Origin of the sequence: Vibrio sp. DW001 (assembly GCF_029016285.1) — a bacterium.
GTDB lineage: Bacteria > Pseudomonadota > Gammaproteobacteria > Enterobacterales > Vibrionaceae > Vibrio.
Genome location: NZ_CP091975.1, coordinates 2,105,302 through 2,122,637, shown reverse-complemented (window position 1 = coordinate 2,122,637; position 17,336 = coordinate 2,105,302). Strand labels below are relative to the sequence as shown.

General features: G+C 42.1%; 14 protein-coding genes. 5 read left to right on the top strand and 9 right to left on the bottom strand.

What is annotated here, in order from left to right; translation table 11 throughout:
* Positions 1-130 precede the first annotated feature (130 nt).
* Complete coding sequence (locus L3V77_RS09720) at positions 131-721, top strand: HAD family hydrolase (protein ID WP_275133965.1); 591 nt, start codon at positions 131-133, stop codon at positions 719-721.
* A 128-nt stretch (positions 722-849) separates the two neighbouring features.
* Here the strand turns inward: L3V77_RS09720 and L3V77_RS09715 are convergent, their stop codons facing one another.
* From L3V77_RS09715 to L3V77_RS09675, 9 genes are all read right to left on the bottom strand, one after another.
* Positions 850-1,347, bottom strand: coding sequence for a hypothetical protein (locus L3V77_RS09715; RefSeq protein WP_275133964.1), 498 nt, complete (start codon positions 1,345-1,347; stop codon positions 850-852).
* Positions 1,348-1,443: 96 nt separating this feature from the next.
* Complete coding sequence (locus L3V77_RS09710) at positions 1,444-1,959, bottom strand: hypothetical protein (protein ID WP_275133963.1); 516 nt, start codon at positions 1,957-1,959, stop codon at positions 1,444-1,446.
* A gap of 122 nt (positions 1,960-2,081) precedes the next feature.
* Positions 2,082-3,707, bottom strand: coding sequence for a guanitoxin biosynthesis MBL fold metallo-hydrolase GntH (gene gntH / locus L3V77_RS09705; protein WP_275133962.1), 1,626 nt, complete (start codon positions 3,705-3,707; stop codon positions 2,082-2,084).
* Positions 3,708-4,058: 351 nt separating this feature from the next.
* Positions 4,059-4,955: a DMT family transporter gene (locus L3V77_RS09700; protein ID WP_275133961.1), complete on the bottom strand. Its 897-nt coding sequence runs from the start codon at positions 4,953-4,955 to the stop codon at positions 4,059-4,061.
* A gap of 58 nt (positions 4,956-5,013) precedes the next feature.
* The gene (locus L3V77_RS09695) at positions 5,014-6,480 is read right to left on the bottom strand and encodes a diguanylate cyclase (RefSeq protein WP_275133960.1); all 1,467 of its coding nucleotides are present in this window, start codon (positions 6,478-6,480) and stop codon (positions 5,014-5,016) included.
* A gap of 252 nt (positions 6,481-6,732) precedes the next feature.
* Positions 6,733-7,284: a nucleotidyltransferase family protein gene (locus L3V77_RS09690; RefSeq protein ID WP_275133959.1), complete on the bottom strand. Its 552-nt coding sequence runs from the start codon at positions 7,282-7,284 to the stop codon at positions 6,733-6,735.
* 231 nt (positions 7,285-7,515) lie between these two features.
* A complete protein-coding gene (locus L3V77_RS09685; protein ID WP_275133958.1) occupies positions 7,516-8,058 on the bottom strand; it encodes an outer membrane beta-barrel protein in 543 nt (180 codons plus the stop codon).
* 239 nt (positions 8,059-8,297) lie between these two features.
* Entirely contained in the window at positions 8,298-8,993 is a 696-nt protein-coding gene (locus tag L3V77_RS09680) for a response regulator (protein ID WP_275133957.1), read from the bottom strand.
* Positions 8,990-10,612 carry an ATP-binding protein gene (locus tag L3V77_RS09675; protein WP_275133956.1) on the bottom strand — a complete coding sequence of 541 codons (1,623 nt, stop codon included), beginning with the start codon at positions 10,610-10,612 and terminating at the stop codon, positions 8,990-8,992. Before L3V77_RS09675 ends, L3V77_RS09680 begins: the two co-directional genes overlap by 4 nt.
* Before the next feature lie 388 nt (positions 10,613-11,000).
* Here L3V77_RS09675 and L3V77_RS09670 point away from each other — a divergent pair, with 388 nt between their 5' ends.
* The 4 genes from L3V77_RS09670 to L3V77_RS09655 are packed head-to-tail and all read left to right on the top strand — an operon-like array spanning position 11,001 to position 17,302.
* Positions 11,001-11,984, top strand: a complete 984-nt coding sequence (locus L3V77_RS09670; RefSeq protein ID WP_275133955.1) for a DUF2860 family protein — start codon at positions 11,001-11,003, stop codon at positions 11,982-11,984.
* A 54-nt stretch (positions 11,985-12,038) separates the two neighbouring features.
* Entirely contained in the window at positions 12,039-13,103 is a 1,065-nt protein-coding gene (locus tag L3V77_RS09665; RefSeq protein ID WP_275133954.1) for an efflux RND transporter periplasmic adaptor subunit, read from the top strand.
* A complete protein-coding gene (locus L3V77_RS09660; RefSeq protein ID WP_275133953.1) occupies positions 13,096-16,200 on the top strand; it encodes an efflux RND transporter permease subunit in 3,105 nt (1,034 codons plus the stop codon). Before L3V77_RS09665 ends, L3V77_RS09660 begins: the two co-directional genes overlap by 8 nt.
* Positions 16,181-17,302, top strand: coding sequence for an NAD(P)-dependent alcohol dehydrogenase (locus L3V77_RS09655; RefSeq protein ID WP_275133952.1), 1,122 nt, complete (start codon positions 16,181-16,183; stop codon positions 17,300-17,302). The genes L3V77_RS09660 and L3V77_RS09655 overlap by 20 nt, the downstream gene beginning before the upstream one ends.
* The last annotated feature ends 34 nt before the right edge of the window (positions 17,303-17,336 follow it).

Sequence of the window (17,336 nt, the reverse complement as noted above, 5' to 3'; positions counted from 1 at the left end):
ATATCGATGCGAGTTTACTATTCTGGTGATTTAGATTTGAAATTGGAGGTGTAAGCTCAACCCTCGTTGGCAGAAATGCTATGCTTTGATGAGCTATTTATGAGCAGATAATTTAAGGTGAATTGCCTACATGGATTTAGATCGTATTAAAGCAGTTGTGTTTGATCTTGATAATACGTTGGTTACATCTGGAATGGATTTTCAGGCCCTACGAGGTGTGATTGGTTGCCCATTAAGTGAAGATTTGCTCACCTATTCGGATTCTTTGTCCAACAAGCAAGATAGAGACCGTGCCCATCAGATTATCTTAGATCATGAGATGAGTGACGCGTTAAGGTCTGAGCCTATGTCTGGTTGTTATGAACTACTCGATTTTCTGTATAAAAACAACTTTTATACAGCGGTTGTGACTCGTAATTGCCGACAAGCAACCACGTTGAAATTGAGCCACAATAATATCGAATTTGAGCAAATAATAACCCGTGAAGATTTCCCGGCTAAACCTGCACCAGACTCACTTGTTGCACTGGCAAATCATTGGAACCTGTCAACTGTTAGCGTGCTTTATGTGGGGGATTATCTCTACGATCTGCAAGCAGCAGCGAATGCCAATATGGCGTCATGTTTGGTCACACATGGTCAAACACCGAACTTTGCAGACCAAGCTTCGCTAGTAGTGAATGAGTTGGATGAGTTACTTGCACTGTTACGTTGCTGCTAATTGGTTAAGTGAACGACTGAGTATCTTTTGTGCTCAAGCGGAAGCAAGGGAACAAGGATACAAAAAAATGTGGAAGAGCCTAAGCATCTTCCACATTTGAGGTGGAACCGGTAAATCAATGATTTGTGTTAGTTGATGCTCAGAAGGCGTCCACGTTCGATATCTTGTTGAATCGTTTCTTTTTTAAGCATTTTATGGCCACTGTTATTATGTCCATGGTTGTGTGTATTCTGATCATTGTGGTTGGTTTTTTTTGCTTCAGCCAGTTTATTGTTGTCTAAGTAAGTTCTGGTTAATTCTGAACAAAACGCTTCATTCCATAACATCTTCGATTCGTCATCACTCATAATCTGTTCTGCCTTTAGTCCTAATTTATCCATGTAATACATGCCCAATTCCTCACCGGAAACGTCGGCGTGATTAATCAGATTTGTAAACGCAGGTTCTTGCGCTTCGTTGGACAAATAACCATTTTTATAGCAGACGGTTAAGCCAACAATATCATTGCCTAGTTGTTCTAATGTCGGATTATAATGGTTATGACTGTGGTCGTGCGTTGCTGCTGAAACGGTAGCGGGAACCGCCAATGAACATAGAATTATTAGTGCTGTTGAAAAGCGTTTCATAGAATATTACCTTGCATGTTATGTGACGTTACATTGGGAATTCAGCACGATTCGTATGTGATTTCCTTTGTTTTAGTGAGTGTTTTGCCTTGCTTATTAAGAGTCAGAGCTTATTCTTGCCGGCGGGATTGTGTCATTCATTTTTTTTATCTCCCATTTACCCTTCGCTTCTAACGCAACCGCTAACGCTTGTGCATCCTTACAAACATTTGCTGGTTTACTGTCTGCCCAAAAAGAGGGGCCGGAAGTGAAACCACACATAACAGTGAAGGTATCCGCACCAATACCAGTGGTGTATTCGGTCATTATTCCACCACCTTGAGCATGAGTGAGTGTCATTGACCCTTCATCAGCAACATGGATATCGTCTGAAGGGTTAGGCTTAACATACGTCGTGTAAGTGCCACCATCAGACATGAACGTATTATCGTAGCTCGTATAGCCTTTTTTATCGGATGGTAACGTTAGTTCGTAATCGGGATCGATATTCGAAAGACGCTCTGAATTGTTTGTTGCACCCGGTTGATAATTGTGTGCATTCGATTGTCCATTTGCTAACACAGAGCCAGAAACAAGACCGAATATGACCATAACTAGAAGTGATTTTTTCATGATGTACTCCAAAATATTGCGTAAGTAAACCAAAGTAATGGTTTGCAAACATTGCTAAACAGGCAAATGTTTGCGTTTTTTATGTAAGGACATGACCATCATGCCCTTACTTTAATCGCGTCCTATTTTTTGTCTGTTCCTGCCCCTTCACTCGGTTCAGTCGGTCGACTCACTGACTTTCGCTCTAGATTATGATGTTCACGCACTCTGTCCATATACTCTTGTTTTGTATTCATCCCTTTCTTCATTGCTTCTGGCACTTGTTCTGCTGGGATAACAATGTCTCTCTCTACTGGCCATTCGGTTAATAGTTCTGGGTGGTAACCTTCTGGGTAGTACAGCTTTGGATCTAACTCGAGATCTCTAATCTCCTGTTCCTGGATATCAGCACGGGATTTCTTTGGCATCGGAATTCTAAAATCTGAGCCGTCTGCCATGTCAAACTGTGGCGCACGTGCATTCGGAAAGTCAGGTAAAATTCCTTCGCGTACCCATGCATTATCTTTTGTCATGTTAACGACTATGCCGTCTGGTGCGCCAAAGTGATAAGGGCCTTTCCAGTGCTCACGGACTTCGGCAACCGTTTCCTCGTTTAGATACGGGTCGAATGTCATGTGCGTTGTCATAAACAAGCGCGGTTGTACTTCATTTGCCACATAACCAGCAGCATAAGCCGGAGTGTGGTGTGTATCTACGGTGTAGCGCGCTAAGAACGGTGGAACCCCTTGGATGATGGATGAAATACCGAAGGTTTCTGTTTGTAATTCAGTAATGAATAAGTCTGCTCCTTTTGCGTATTTCAAATCAAGTTCTGTTGGACGACCATCGCCTGTCCATACAAATGAAAGTACGCGACCATCTTCTTGTGTCCAATTTAGGCGATAACCAGAAGCGCCGTCTTTTGCATGGCTGCGACGCCAGTGAATTACTTCAACATTGTCTTGATCGTAGATCACACCACCATCGTCTCGGAAGTCGAACTCATGTACTACAAGGTCGTTGCCCGATGGGAATACGTCAAAGGCATCGGTATGCCAGTTCAACATTTGTTGCATTCCCTCAATCATATGTCGTGTGCCATATTCTGGCGTCGCGCCACTTGGACCATAGATATTTAACGGTTTTTCCCAGCGTCCATTCCAGCCGCCGAATTGGTATAGATAGGGTAAGGAACCGTAGTGATCAACGTGTAAATGGGTAATGAATATGTGATCTAATTCATTCATTGCGACACCTGCCGCCACATAGTTCGCTATTGAACCTTCACCTAAATCAAATACGAAATTCGAGCCGTTACCCAGTTCCACATAGATAGATGTGTTCGCTTGTCCAGGACGAATCATCGGAGATGTCCCCATAAAGGTCACGCGCATTTCATCTGGTTGTACTTCTTCGGTACGTGGGAACCAGTTTGCGCCTGACACCATATGGTCACCATAAGGTGCAATGCCTTCAAACATTAAACCTTCTTTCCAGCCTGTATTGGTTTTACCTCGGTAGTCACCGTTATTCACGCCTCCCATCAATACGGCAAGGACCTCTTCTTCAGAAGAATACAACTTACCTTCGGGCTGTGTGCTTATATATTGCTCTAACGTGTCTCCTTCGTGGTATTCAAATTTCTGGGAGTTTTCTAGATTGCTGTTCGTTTTTTGTGTGTTGTATTGCATCATTGGATCCGCCGCGAATGCCGCTGTTGCGACAATCATGGCAGTCGAAATTATTGATAGTTTTGCGAAAGTTCTCATAGTTCCACCTATTGGGTTAATCATCATCATTCATGAAATGAGGTTGCTTGCTCACTTCGATGCAAACAAGTTTATTCATAAATACAGAGCGAATACATAGGTTGATATTAACTTGATACATAAATTGAATTTATGTATCAAGTCGGGGGATGAATTGAGTATTAAAATGAATAGCGTAATAAAGAGAGGATCGTTCGTATTGCTATGACGGGTTATGCCAGTGCAAATGAGTCGTCACACACAATCATGACAGGGTTACTAAATGGATATATCCGAAGGAACGGTGATGATGAGGGTTGTTCGTGTCGACCCTTTTATTAGTGGTTATGATTAAACCGAATGATGACAAAATTAAGCCTTAAATGGGTTTCTTAGGTGCTGTCCAAACACATTGATTAGTGCACCGGTGACAATGAATGCACCGCCTAAATAACTCCACATCGAAGGTATTTCGCTAAAGAACACGACACCTAACAAAGCAGAAAACAGTATCTGTACATACGAGTAAGCGGATGCCTTTCCTGCGGCTTGAGTCTGCATTGCCTTGGTTAAGCCAAATTGACCAATTTGTGTAAAAACACCAAGCATCACCAGCATTATCACGATGTGAATACTCGGCCAAACAAAGCTATCACCGATTAATAATAATGAGATAGGAAGGGCAACAAGTGGGAAATAAAAGATGATTACTGAGCTATCTTCGGTTTGACTTAATTTTCTTACTATCACGTAGGCAACGGAACTAAACAGTGCTCCCATTAAAGCAATACCAACACTAAAAAGTGGCAAGTCGCCGGCTAAGTTGCTGTCCATGCTCGGTTTTACCATAAAGAATAAACCAAACAAACACATCACAATGCAGATAATGGTTGAGACTTGAATGCGCTCTTTTAAAAATAGAACGGCTAGAAGGGCGGTAAACACGGGATTGACATACTGAAGTATGGTCGCTTCTGCCAATGGTAACGTCGTCACCGAATAGTAGACGCATATTAACGCCGACGTACCCATCACGCCTCGAGAAACAAGCAGAGGTTTGTTATGACCCCATAAAGAGATCCTTTTCCGCTTAACATCGAGGTAACTGATAACCCAAGATACGATCGCTCTTGCTGCAACTATCTCAAATAGCGGAATGCCATGATTGCTGACGTACTTTACACAAGCCGACATTAGGGCAAAACCGAAAGCAGATAGGATCATGAAACGGACCCCAGCAGGAAAAAATGTGCTCATATTGGTAGACATAGAATCGTATTATTTTGTAAGTTCTGTGGGCACTCTACCATAATAAATTCGCCGCTGGTTAACTCACTTTGACTTGATTTCTGCCCGATCGTTTTGCGAAATACAACGCGGAGTCAGCTCGTTCGAAAATCTTATGAACCTCTAGGTATTCATCCTTGAGCGTTGAGCAGCCGATAGAGACGGAATAAATTATCTGATCGCTTTTGTGAATATAAGGATTGTGTTGAATGGTTTGGCAGATTCGGTTTCCTATGACAAAAGCTTCTTCTTCATTGGTATTCGGCAATAGAATCGCGAACTCTTCCCCACCGATACGAGAAATGTAATCTATTTTGCGCAACGATCGCTGACATAGCTCGGTAAATTGACACAACACATGGTCGCCAACAGAATGACCATAGGTATCGTTAATTCTCTTAAAATGGTCTAGGTCTAAAACGACCAACGAAAACTTCTCACCTGTTTTCTTATATCTATCAATGTGCTCTTGTACGAGTGATTCTATTTTTCTTCGGTTAAGTATGCCCGTGAGTGGGTCGGTGGTGGCCTCATGTCTTAGGCGTTCTTCCGCCTCTTTCCTCAAGGTTATATCTAACAAAATACCCGCGAGTACATCGCCACTATGCTCAGTACTATCATCGATTTTGGCGGATAGTTCAATCCAACCGTAGTCGCCATTGTCTCTTCGGATTTTCAAGTCACACCGAAAGGAAGTAGAACTGCTTTGATTAAACTGACGGACGACGCGAAAAAAATCCTTTCGATATTCCGGGTGAATCTTTCTGATACATTGTCGGAATGAAAACTGCAGGTTATCGGTTTTCTCTGGAATATTGCTGAGTATTTCTGGTGTACACCATAAATGCCCTCTACGAATATCCAATTCCCAAGCGCTGCACGCGGTAATTTGTTTAAGGATATCTAGTTGGCGACGTTTTGCGCTTAACTGATCTCTTAGGATCGCACTAGAAATAAGAAAACAAGCCGTTCGCAGTAGTGCAATTTCACTAGATGACCATTCAATGTTACGTTCACAATCATCAAAACCCAGTGTGCCCCACCATTGGTTTTCCACAAAAATAGGAATGGTTAACATAGAGCAAATATGTTGCTGTATAAGATAGCCTCTTAGCCAAGAATCAGGAAGTCGATTGACGATGAGGTGTTGGTATTCTCCTCGAGTGCGGCTTTCAATCAAAGAAATATACTCAGGTTCTTTGGTATTAGAAGTAAAACGGTTGAAGCTAGGAAGCCCAATTTGTTTGTACTTGATGTTAGAAGCCCATTCAAAGACGTAGTCTTGCTGGATATAATTATCTTCTAATTTTAATGTTTGAAATATCCATACTCGACTGACTTTAGTGATGTTGCCTAGATCTGCCAATAGCGCGTCGACACCTTCAGGCCAACCACGTCCGTTAGATAGATTCTCGGCACTGCGGGCAATTGCCGTCAGTAGTTCATTTTCGAGATGACTTGGTTCGGTGTGATCTAAGTTTTCAAAGTTACCAGTTTGGATTACCATGTGTGCTCTAATTGTTACGAGATGTACATTTTTCATGTGTAGAGAGTTTATCGCTAACTTCTGTCGTTAACTATAGTACTTGCAAGCAACAGTAGGATGAAGATACGTGTTTAGATCTCATTTTTATAGATAGCAATCACAGATATTACATTAATGTTAGTTAAAACGCGTATACGGCTACGTAAAAATTGATCATTAAGAGCACCATTACGCTAGTGGTCCAGCCATAAAATGTTGATTTTCGACTACAAATTAAATGTGTACGGTGAGTTTAGGCCACTGAATCAACCAGCCTTTGCTCGATACCCTTTGCTCAAATGTCGCCCTGTCTCGCTTTGGATTATGGGTTAGTTTTAATTGAAATAGGCTCTCAAAACCAAATACGCTAATGCACTCAATTTGACGATCGTCCAATATTCTTGCCGCTACAGAGGTCTCTTTCTCAACCCAATAACCCATAGCATCAAGAGCGCTTTTATATGGCTTGTCACCGTTTCGAACGTGCATCTTTGCTTGATTTCGAACCTGCCAATTAAGATCGGGCATCAATTCAGACAATTGTTGTTCATATTGCTCATGGATATTGTTAGACGACTCATTGTTGTCGAAATAAATCACATCAACATCATTGAGTGGTGTCGAAAAGCGATAACCATGTACAAAGTCCCAGACCATATTTCTAATGAAACCAGCCGCAACATAACAATCTGGCAATTGTAGTGATTGGACGCAATTCAAAGCTTGAAGCCTTACGGCATCCTTCTCTAGTAGCTCGGTAATTTGAGTGACTTCGTTTTTTTTCATTATCGCTAACTCATTTATTGTTGCTTAGTTTGTATATACTTAATACGCAGAGCATACACTATAGAAAACGATTATCACCCAGTATTACCTTGTCTCAATATCAAGTTTAAAGGGGAATTCAGAACCGCGTTGCACAAAAAAACCAGATAACCTTGGTTATCTGGTTTGAATATATAAATCAATCGAAACCTGCTTTCATCGCGCCGCAATTGGATGCAAAGTGCTCATTACTTACCAGTTAAATCCAGCAGTAACACCTAGGTGCGTACCACCTACATCTACGTCTTTATCATCAAACTTGATCTCTGCTTGGGAGTATCGAGTTTCAAAACCGATATCAAAATGTTGGGTGAAATTCCACACAATACCGCCGCCTACAAAGTACCCCACGGCAGAATCTTTCTGTGTCACACCAGACTTAGTCAGTTCACCTTCAATATGAGCGACACCACCCATTACATAAGTGTTAAATGGAGAACCACCAATAGGGAAGTGTTTGCTAACACCAAATAACTTCTCAACGGTTTTGCCTTCGTCATCACCACTGTCTCGTTTGTCGATGGAAGCATTCAGTCCAACGTAAAAGTTTACCGGTAGGTTGGCGATATTAACATCCGCCGCCACACCAAACTCAACCTGAGAATCAAACGGTTCCCATGTGTTATCACTGATACTTTTAGTACCAATAAAGGTGCTGACTCGTGATGGTGGTGCCTCGGCTGCTGCGCTAAATGAAACGAAAAGTGTGAGAAGAATAATTGCTGCTGACTTCATGTGTTGTCTCTCTATTTATTGATAGAATGAATGGATAACGTGTAAATCTATTCTCAAGTTATTAGACGATGATTTCTATCGGGAATTGTCGGGGATTGTCAGCAGAATTGGCGTTTAGATGATAGTTAATCTGTTGATAATACAGATATAACGGCCTAAGCGCATTTGCATATCAAAGGTAATGGTCTGTATATTTCGACAAAAACAGACAATTTAAAATAAAGCGCGAAGCTCCGCGTCTATCTGTCGAGCAGAACATAGCCTTTTGAACGTATGGTTTTGAGTTTGACCGGTTGTCTTGGGTCATCACCTAGTTTTTTTCGTAATTGGCTTATAAGGTTATCGACGCTCCGGTCAATACCGTCGTATTCATAGCCTCGTGTTTTTTCGACGATGGTACTTCTCGATAGTATGACGCCAACGTTTACTGCCAGCAATACAAGCAGGTCATATTCGGCATCGGTGAGAGAGATGAGCTCGTTATTAAGATGCGCTTGTCTTAAGGTGGTATCAACTTTGATATCACCTATGGTTAGGCTATCGACGGGGGCGGATGATGGCTTACTTGTTCGCTCTTGTTTTCGCAAAAATGCTTTAAGTTTAGCTAATAAAATGCGCGGCTTAACCGGCTTTGTAAGGTAATCATCTGCGCCAATTTCTAATCCTACAACCTGATCAATCTCATCATCTTTTGCTGTAAACATTATGATGATGCCATCATATTCTGAGCGTAAATCTCGGCATATAGATACGCCATCTTTACCGGGTAACATAACATCAAGTAAAACAATGTCAGGCTGCCAGTCGAGAATGGCTGACTCGGCCTCAGAACCTCTAGAGATCACTCGAGCATCGAATTGCTCAATAGTGAGGTACTCCTTAATTGACTGCGCTAATGGGGCGTCATCTTCAACAATCATTATCTTTGCATTCATTTTATTACATCCGTTGAAGTAGAGTTAGGAAGCGTCAACTGGAAGTTTGCCCCTCCTAATGTCGATTTTTTAACGTTAACTTGGCCGTTATGCCAATCCATGATGAGTTTTACAATGGATAACCCCAACCCTGATCCTCCTTTGTCCCTGTCTACATGCTCACTGCTGCGATAAAACGGCGTGAAAACGTCATAACGTTCAGTATAGTCGACACCGAAGCCGTTATCTTCCACCGCGAGTTGAAGGTGCTTTTTCGTCTTAGCAGTAGAAATGACCACAGTGCCATTACCGTAACATATCGCATTTTTTATTAGGTTATTTAGTGCTCGATTCATATAAAACTGGTCAAAAACCACATACATTGAGTCTTCAGTTTTTACCTGAATATCGATATCAGGATAGTTCGTTCGCCAAACATCAACCTGTTCGTTGAGCCAGTCATTAACATTGATTTGAACCAGCTTAAGGGGGGGAGCTTCTCTATCAAAACGAGCATACATCAGCATCTCTGAGACCAATTTGTTAAGCTCATCAACAGAAGATTCTATTTGACCTAACTGGTTCAAGGCATAATCTCCGCTAACATGTCCCCGTAGTAACTCAATATTAAATTCTATTCTCGCTATCGGCGTTCTCAGTTCATGAGAGACAGTATTTGTTAGGGTTTTATGAGATGAAATTAATCGCTGAATTCTTTCTGCCATGACATTGTAGGTTTGAGAAAGGTGGTTAAGTTGGCTCAACGGAATTCGCTTCACTCGGGTACTAAATTTGCCTTGTCCAAGTGAGGCGGTTGCTCTCTTAAGCTCTTTCATGGAGAACCAAGCAGGTAATAGCCAAAGTAAAATAGGAATAAGTATAAACAGACCAAAGCAGATGTAATAGATGGTGAGTAGTACGTAAAGTTTTTCGATGACTGTTGGTGAAAAAGGACCTACATAGATGACTTTATTACTATTGTTCACCTTCTGCATCGCATAATCTGCAGGGTAATCGATGGTCTCTGAATCTTCGGTTTTCAACGTGACGATTTTGCCGTTATTCAGTAATTTGATGTTTTGGTCTGAAAGATCGAGCGTGCTCATGTCTTTTAATGCTATAGGGTGCATATATTGTTTTTGTATATCCACAAAAGCCGCATCCCAATCTTCTTGTGGGATGGACGCGAGCTTTTCTTGGATTAAATAGAGCGATCCCATAACAAAGCGCTGTGCTTTGCTCGTCAAATGGTAAGGCACCTCATTAGTTAAAACAAAGCTAATATACTGGTTATCACTGATAAGTTGATAACTTGAATCCTTGTAAATATCGACAACGGTTTCGCCAGCCTTCAATTCTCTTAATTGGTCTTCGTCAAAACGATGATTCTCTAACGAAGATATCTCTACGAAAAAACCAATATTTTCTCTCAATTTTTCAAGCGCTTCCTCGCGCTCGTGCTCTGGCAATGGTGCAATTACATTTGCCAACATTCGGATTTGCCCCGCAGTTAGGTATTTTAACTGCCATGTTTCAGAGTCTTCTGTAAGTGTACTTTGGAATGAGGGGAAAATGACAACCTGAATTAACGCCAATGAGATCATCAACAGCGCGGTTAGCATAATGAGGGCTAGTTTCATAAACAATTTAATCCGCTGATAGCTACATTTACATAATAGCATTCTGTTTAACAGATGCTGTCTAGATATGTGTTGGATTGTCAGGAATTGTCGGATGAGCTGGAAAATCGTCAGTAATCGTATTTGGATGTATAAAAAGACACCGATTCCTATCGTCGTGTTCTGTCCTTATTTTATTGTTTTTATTATAAAAAATAATATCTCGCGTAATTTATCTCGGTGTGAAAGTTTTGTAAACCCTAATTTTTTCGCTACGTTCACCGACAAAGTCGAACAGTAAATACGTTATTTTTCATCTAGTATTTTCATTCAGCAGCACAATGAATGTGCTTTGAGTATTAGATGTGGCTATTGGTTGGCTGCGTATACCTGATAGGAAGGATTTGAAGTGAAAAATGTAAATAAGATAGCGAACGTCGCGATACTGAGTGTTGTGTTTTCTGTGCAGGCAAGCGCGTCTGAGTTTTTAAACGGCCATTTTAGCGGTGAATTCGGACTTAATGCGGGCATGATGTCTGTGGAATCGAACCTTAATACCGAAAGTAATCGAGTATTAGAAGGGGATATCAACCGTAAAGGTGATTCAGAGAACATTGCGTTATTATTTCCTGTTGGCGTGATTGAATATAACTTCGGAAAGCAGCAGTTGTTTGCCGGAATGTCGAGAGACGATATTGCTTCTGGCGATTTTGTCATGGCATTTGGTTATCGAAATCAAATATTAGAGGGGACAGTTTTAAGTCTTTCATATGTGCCAACCTTATCGGCGGCGGAAGTCTGGCAAGACCCGTATTTAACCGGAACTAAAAGGTCGGTTACAGATAGTGAAAGTGAGGGCTACCGAATCCAGCTAACGCCAAGTTCTGGTGCAGGTTTTTCATTGGATCTCGGTTACGGCACCAATGAAGTAGAAAATGAGTTGTCAGGCAGTTCGTTGAGCAACGAAGAGAGATCTATCTTGAGAAGAAGCGGCGATAGTCGTTATCTTAATGTGGGTTATCAGTTCCCCTTAAGTAGCAATATGTTCCTTTCTCCGGCAGTGACTTATATTGACCATAACGCGGATGGCCGCGCCATGTCTTTTCAATCTTATGCGGCAAGTTTAGGTTTAATTAACCAGTTCGGACGTCACGCTTTGTCGGTTAACGTCGATTATGCCGAAAGTGATTATGACGCTATCAATCCCGTTTTTGGTCTCAAGCAATCAGATTCCTCTTATGGTGCATTTGTAGCTTATGAATACGCCTCACTCTTTAATGTTGATTACTTGTCGTTCATTTCTTTTGCTGGAATGTCCCAGACTAATTCTAATATCGACTTTTTTGACTCATCACTGTTGGCATTTTCAGTCGGTCTCAATCTCAACTTTTAGACCTCAAATATGACCAATATTGGCACAATATAACAGATGAAAAGGTGTTGAATAATGAATAAATCCAATCTAGTGAGTGCTCTTTTCATCGTTTTAATTGGTGGATGGATGTTTTCTGGTAGCTTTAGTTCTGCGGAAGTTGTCGCTCAAGAAAAGCCATTAAATGAGGGTGTTTATACCGTTCGTGTGAAGCAGTTTCAAACGAAAAACATCGTAAAGAGTATAAAACTTAATGGCCGAACAGAGCCGTACTTAACCGTTACGGTTGCGTCGGAAATAGAGGGGAAGGTCAGCAAAGTGTTGGCTATGCCAGGCAGTGTGTTAAAAACCGATGACCTCATCGCTACACTGGACGTTGACGGTGTACAAGATGATTTAGATTACGCTCTGGCTAACCTAAAGCAGAAAGAAATTGAATATACCAGCGCAAAGAAACTCGCAAGTAAAGGGTTCCAAGGAAAGATCCAACTGGCTAAATTACATACCGAATATAAGCGAGTGAAGTCTTTGGTCGCCAAGCTTAAAAGAACGATTGATAGGTCCTATATTCGGTCACCTCAAAATGGTGTGATGAATGAACGTTTTGTCGAAGCAGGGGATTATGTTTCTGTCGGTGACGCTGTGGCAAGGATTGAAATGTTAGACCCGCTTATTGTCAGCGGTTCAGTTACGGAGAACGATATTTATCTTTTGCGGAACCAGAAGGAAGCAAAAATTCGAACACTGGATAACCGCTTAATAGAGGGGCAAATTAACTACTTATCAAGTGTTTCAGACCAAGCAACGAATACCTTCCGTATCGAAATAAAGGTACCGAATCGGAATAATATCTTGTATGCAGGAACCAGCGCAGAGATCGAGCTTCCGCTAGGGGTGGAACCCGCAATCAAAGTATCACCTTCGATTCTAGTGTTAGGTACTGACGGTGAGCTTGGTATTAAGAGTGTTGTCGACGGAAAGGTAAGGTTTGAGCCAATTGATATCCTAAAAACGGACCAAGATGGTGCGTGGATAAAAGGGTTGAGTCGAGGCGTGGACGTTATTGTTTTGGGCCAAGGTTTTGTAAGTGCGGGAGAATCGGTCAATATTTTTCGAGTAGAGGCAACGAACAATGAATAGTGTTATTCGCTTTGCAATCGAACGAAGTCGTACGTTCATTCTCTTGTTGATCATACTTATATTCGTCGGTGCCGTTAGTTATAGTATTGCTCCGAAAGAGTCAGACCCCGATGTGCCGCTTCCTTTTATTAGTATTTCTGTGTCGCATGATGGTATTTCACCAGATGATGCTGAGCGTTTATTGCTGCGACCAATAGAGAAAAAACTCAATGATATCGAAGGTATCAAAGAGATGCTAAGTGATGCAAACGAAGGGCTCGTAACTATCTCTCTCGAATTTGAACCCACCATAAGTAAAGACATTGCATTGGCGAATGTTCGTCAACAGGTTGAACTTGCGAAGGGGGAACTTCCACCGGATACCGAAGCTCCAATCGTTAAAGAGATCACTCTTGCTGCATGGGCTCCAGCGTTGACAGTTGTACTTTCGGGCAGCGTACCAGAAAGCACGTTGATAACATTATCTAAAACGGTTCAGGATCAAATAGAAGCGTTTCCCGAAGTACTTAATGTGGATATTGGAGGAGAACGCAAAGAGTCGGTGGAGGTGTTACTAGACCCGCTGTTATTGGAGAGCTATCAGCTTGATCACTCGTCTATTTTAAATCTGCTTTCTCGTAACAATCGTCTTATTGCCGCAGGAAACATGGATACAGGTAAGGGGCGATTTGCCATCAAAGTACCGTCGGTTTTCGAAGAAATGTCCGATATTTTATCTATGCCGATAAAAGTCTCTGGTGACAAGGTCGTTACCTTTGGTGATATAGGCTCAATTCGACGTGTTTACGAAGATCCGATAACCATAACCCGCCTTAATGGCCAACGGGCTATTACGTTAGATGTTAAAAAAAGAGCGGGTGAAAACACGATCAGTACGGTTGAGAAAGTTCGGGCTCTGATAGATGAGGAATCGGCTTCATGGCCAAGTAGCATTGATATCAGCTATGTCGGTGATACGTCAATTGATGTGAAGAATATGCTGTCAGATTTGCAAAACAATGTGGCAAGTGCGGTGATTCTTGTTGTGATAGTCATCGTTATGATTTTAGGTTGGAGAAGCGCCGCTTTTGTTGGCGTTGCGATACCTGGCGCATTTCTAACTGGAATTATTTTATTGGTCGCCTTCGGTATGACCATCAATATTATTGTCCTATTTGGCTTGATCATGGCTGTCGGTATGTTGGTCGACGGGGCGATTGTCGTGACCGAGTATGCCGTTAAAGAGATGGCAAAGGGTATAGACAAAAAACAGGCCTACTTGACCGCAGCAAATAGGATGTCTTGGCCCATTATTGCCTCTACTGCCACAACGTTGGCTGCCTTTATACCTCTGCTATTCTGGCCGGGTATTATGGGCGATTTCATGAAGTATCTGCCTTTAACGTTGATATTTACTCTTGTTGCTTCTCTGTTTATGGCTTTAATCTTTGTTCCGACGTTAGGGGCTGTTTTTGCGGGTAAATCGGCTCCAGTGAGAGTCTTAGAGGAAGCGTCAAACGCTTCAACGAATAATGATGATGTTTCTGAAGCGAACATGATAACGCGCCTATACGCTAAAGCTCTGTCGGTTGTGGTAAACAGGCCTATTTATACATTATCCATCGCACTGGCTTTTTCAATCTCAGTGTTTGTTCTCTATGCAAACTATGGAAAAGGTGTCGTCTTTTTCCCAAAAATTGATACCGGTGTATTTAATCTTACGATCCGTTCGCCAGCCGATTTATCTATCTATGAAAAAAGTGATCTGATGAAAGAGGTCGAGAACAGAATTCTAGATATAGATGGAATAGACACGCTCTACTCAAAGACAGGGAATGATGATGCTGTCGGATTTGTACGGGGTAATTTGGTTCCATGGCAAGATAGACCTCATCTAAATCTGATCACCGAGGAAGTTCGGCAGCGACTGCAAGGTATTTCTGGTATTCAGGTAGAAGTTCAACCGGAGAGTAATGGGCCGAACAGCGGTAAAGCACTCCAAATCGAAGTCAGCGCATTAGCGTCAGATCAACTTCAACCTGCCTTAGATAAACTGAAGCACTTATTAAATTCGATGCCACAACTTCGCAATGTAACTGATGATGGGGAGCAACCAAGTATTGAATGGAAAATAGATATCGATAGGGAGAAAGCGTCTTCATTTGGTGCCGATCCGACAGTGGTTGGTTCGAGTGTTCAGATGTTAACAACGGGGCTAGTCGTTGGTAATTATCGACCCGACGATAGCGATGAAGAGTTAGACATTAAGGTTCGTTATCCTAAGGCATTTCGACATCTTGATAGCTTACAAACGATAAGAGTCAACACCCCTCATGGAATGGTGCCAATAAGTAACTTTGCGAGCGTTTATCCGTCAGAACGTCAGCCATCGATTCATAAGGTCGATGGCAAGCAAGTGTTGACGATCCAAGCTGATTTGGCAGAGGGAGTTCAGCTAGAAACCGTATTTGCGTTACTCAACGAGCAACTGGCCGATTTGATGACAGATCCCACTGTTCGTATCCGATACAAAGGCGAGAATGAGGACCAACAAGAATCACAAGATTTCTTAACCAAGGCCTTCTTGGGTGCGCTGTTCATGATGGGGCTCATCTTGATTACTCAATTCAACTCATTTTATCAGGCGTTTTTAATACTGAGTGCGGTGCTGTTTTCGACCGTTGGTGTTTTTCTGGGTCTGCTTATCTCTCAGCAATCATTTGGGGTCGTAATGGGCGGGTTAGGCATCATCGCGCTTGCCGGGATCGTGGTGAACAATAATATTGTTCTTATCGACACCTTTAATCAGTTTGTAAAAGAAGGGATACCAGTCCAAGAGGCCATTATCAATACAGGTTTACAGAGGCTTAGGCCTGTCCTAATGACCACGGTCACAACGGTTCTAGGTTTGCTGCCTATGGTATTGGAAATGAATGTCGACCTTTTCAACCGAAAGATTGAATTTGGTGCGCCGATCGCCAAATTTTGGGTCCAACTCGCGTCAACTGTCGCTGGAGGGTTGGTGTTTGCAACCGTACTAACCCTGTTAATTACCCCATCTTTGTTAGCATTGAGATATAACAAAAAAGGAAAACTTAATGAATTATCCTATGAATGATCACTTCTCATCGACGCAAAAGATGGACGCTATATGCCTCACGGATATTCCGGTAGTGGGCAGAGTTCATGACTATATCACGATGAAAAAGGTGCCGATTCCACAACCAAACAACCAAGAAGTGTTGGTTAAGCTTTGTGCTTCAGCAATGCATATTGACGAAATCTATGCGGCACAAGGAACGGCTTTAGGTCGATTCTATGGCCCTAAAGCGATATCGGATGAGAAACCCTGTATTTTGGGTTCTTCGGTATCCGGTGTGGTTGTAAAAGTGGGGTCTGGCGTAAAAAAAGTAAAGATTGGTGATGAGGTTATCGCTATCCCGTCTGAACAAATGGAACGCGGATCTTGGGCGAATTATCGCGTGCTTGACCAGAAAATGGTGATGAGAAAGCCAGACAAATTAACACACGTTGAGGCCGCCGCGACCACTATGGGAGCCTGTGTCGCGTGGGGATCAATACAAGCTGCAAAGGTCCGTCGAGGAGCCGACTGTGTTGTCGTTGGCGCTTCTGGTGCCATTGGCAGTATGATCGTACAGTACTTAAAGAGTTTAGACTGTCATATTACGGCTGTTTGCGGCGCAAAAAATGAAAGGTATGTCCGCCAATTAGGCGCACATGAAGTCGTGGATTATACACTTAACGATTTTGCAGACTTGGCTGAGTATAACGCCATTCGTTACGACATCGTGTTCGATTGTGTAGGTGGGAAATCCATAGAAAAAAGCGCCTTTAGGGTACTTAAAAATGATGGTGTTTTTGAAACGATCGTTGGCCCCATGCAGTACGTAGGTGAAGAGAAGTTAAGTTGGTCAGAATTTGCTGGTGTCCTAGGTTATGTTGGAAAAAGAATGCTCAGCACAAGGGTTCGCCGTGGCCCGATGTATACTTTTGGTGAGAAGTATCCTAAGAATGTTATTGAGCAGGCTTACAAAGTCCTTCTCAATGAAAATATTAAAATGCCAATTGATAGGGTTATTCCTTTTACTCAACGGAGTATCTCAGAAGCGATACGTCATTTAACGACTCATCGAGCGAAAGGGCGGATTGTTATTAACTTTGAAAATTCGTTTGACTCGGGTGTTTCTGTTATCTGTTAGGTTGATTACGTAACAGGTGGTCAGAGATAAATAT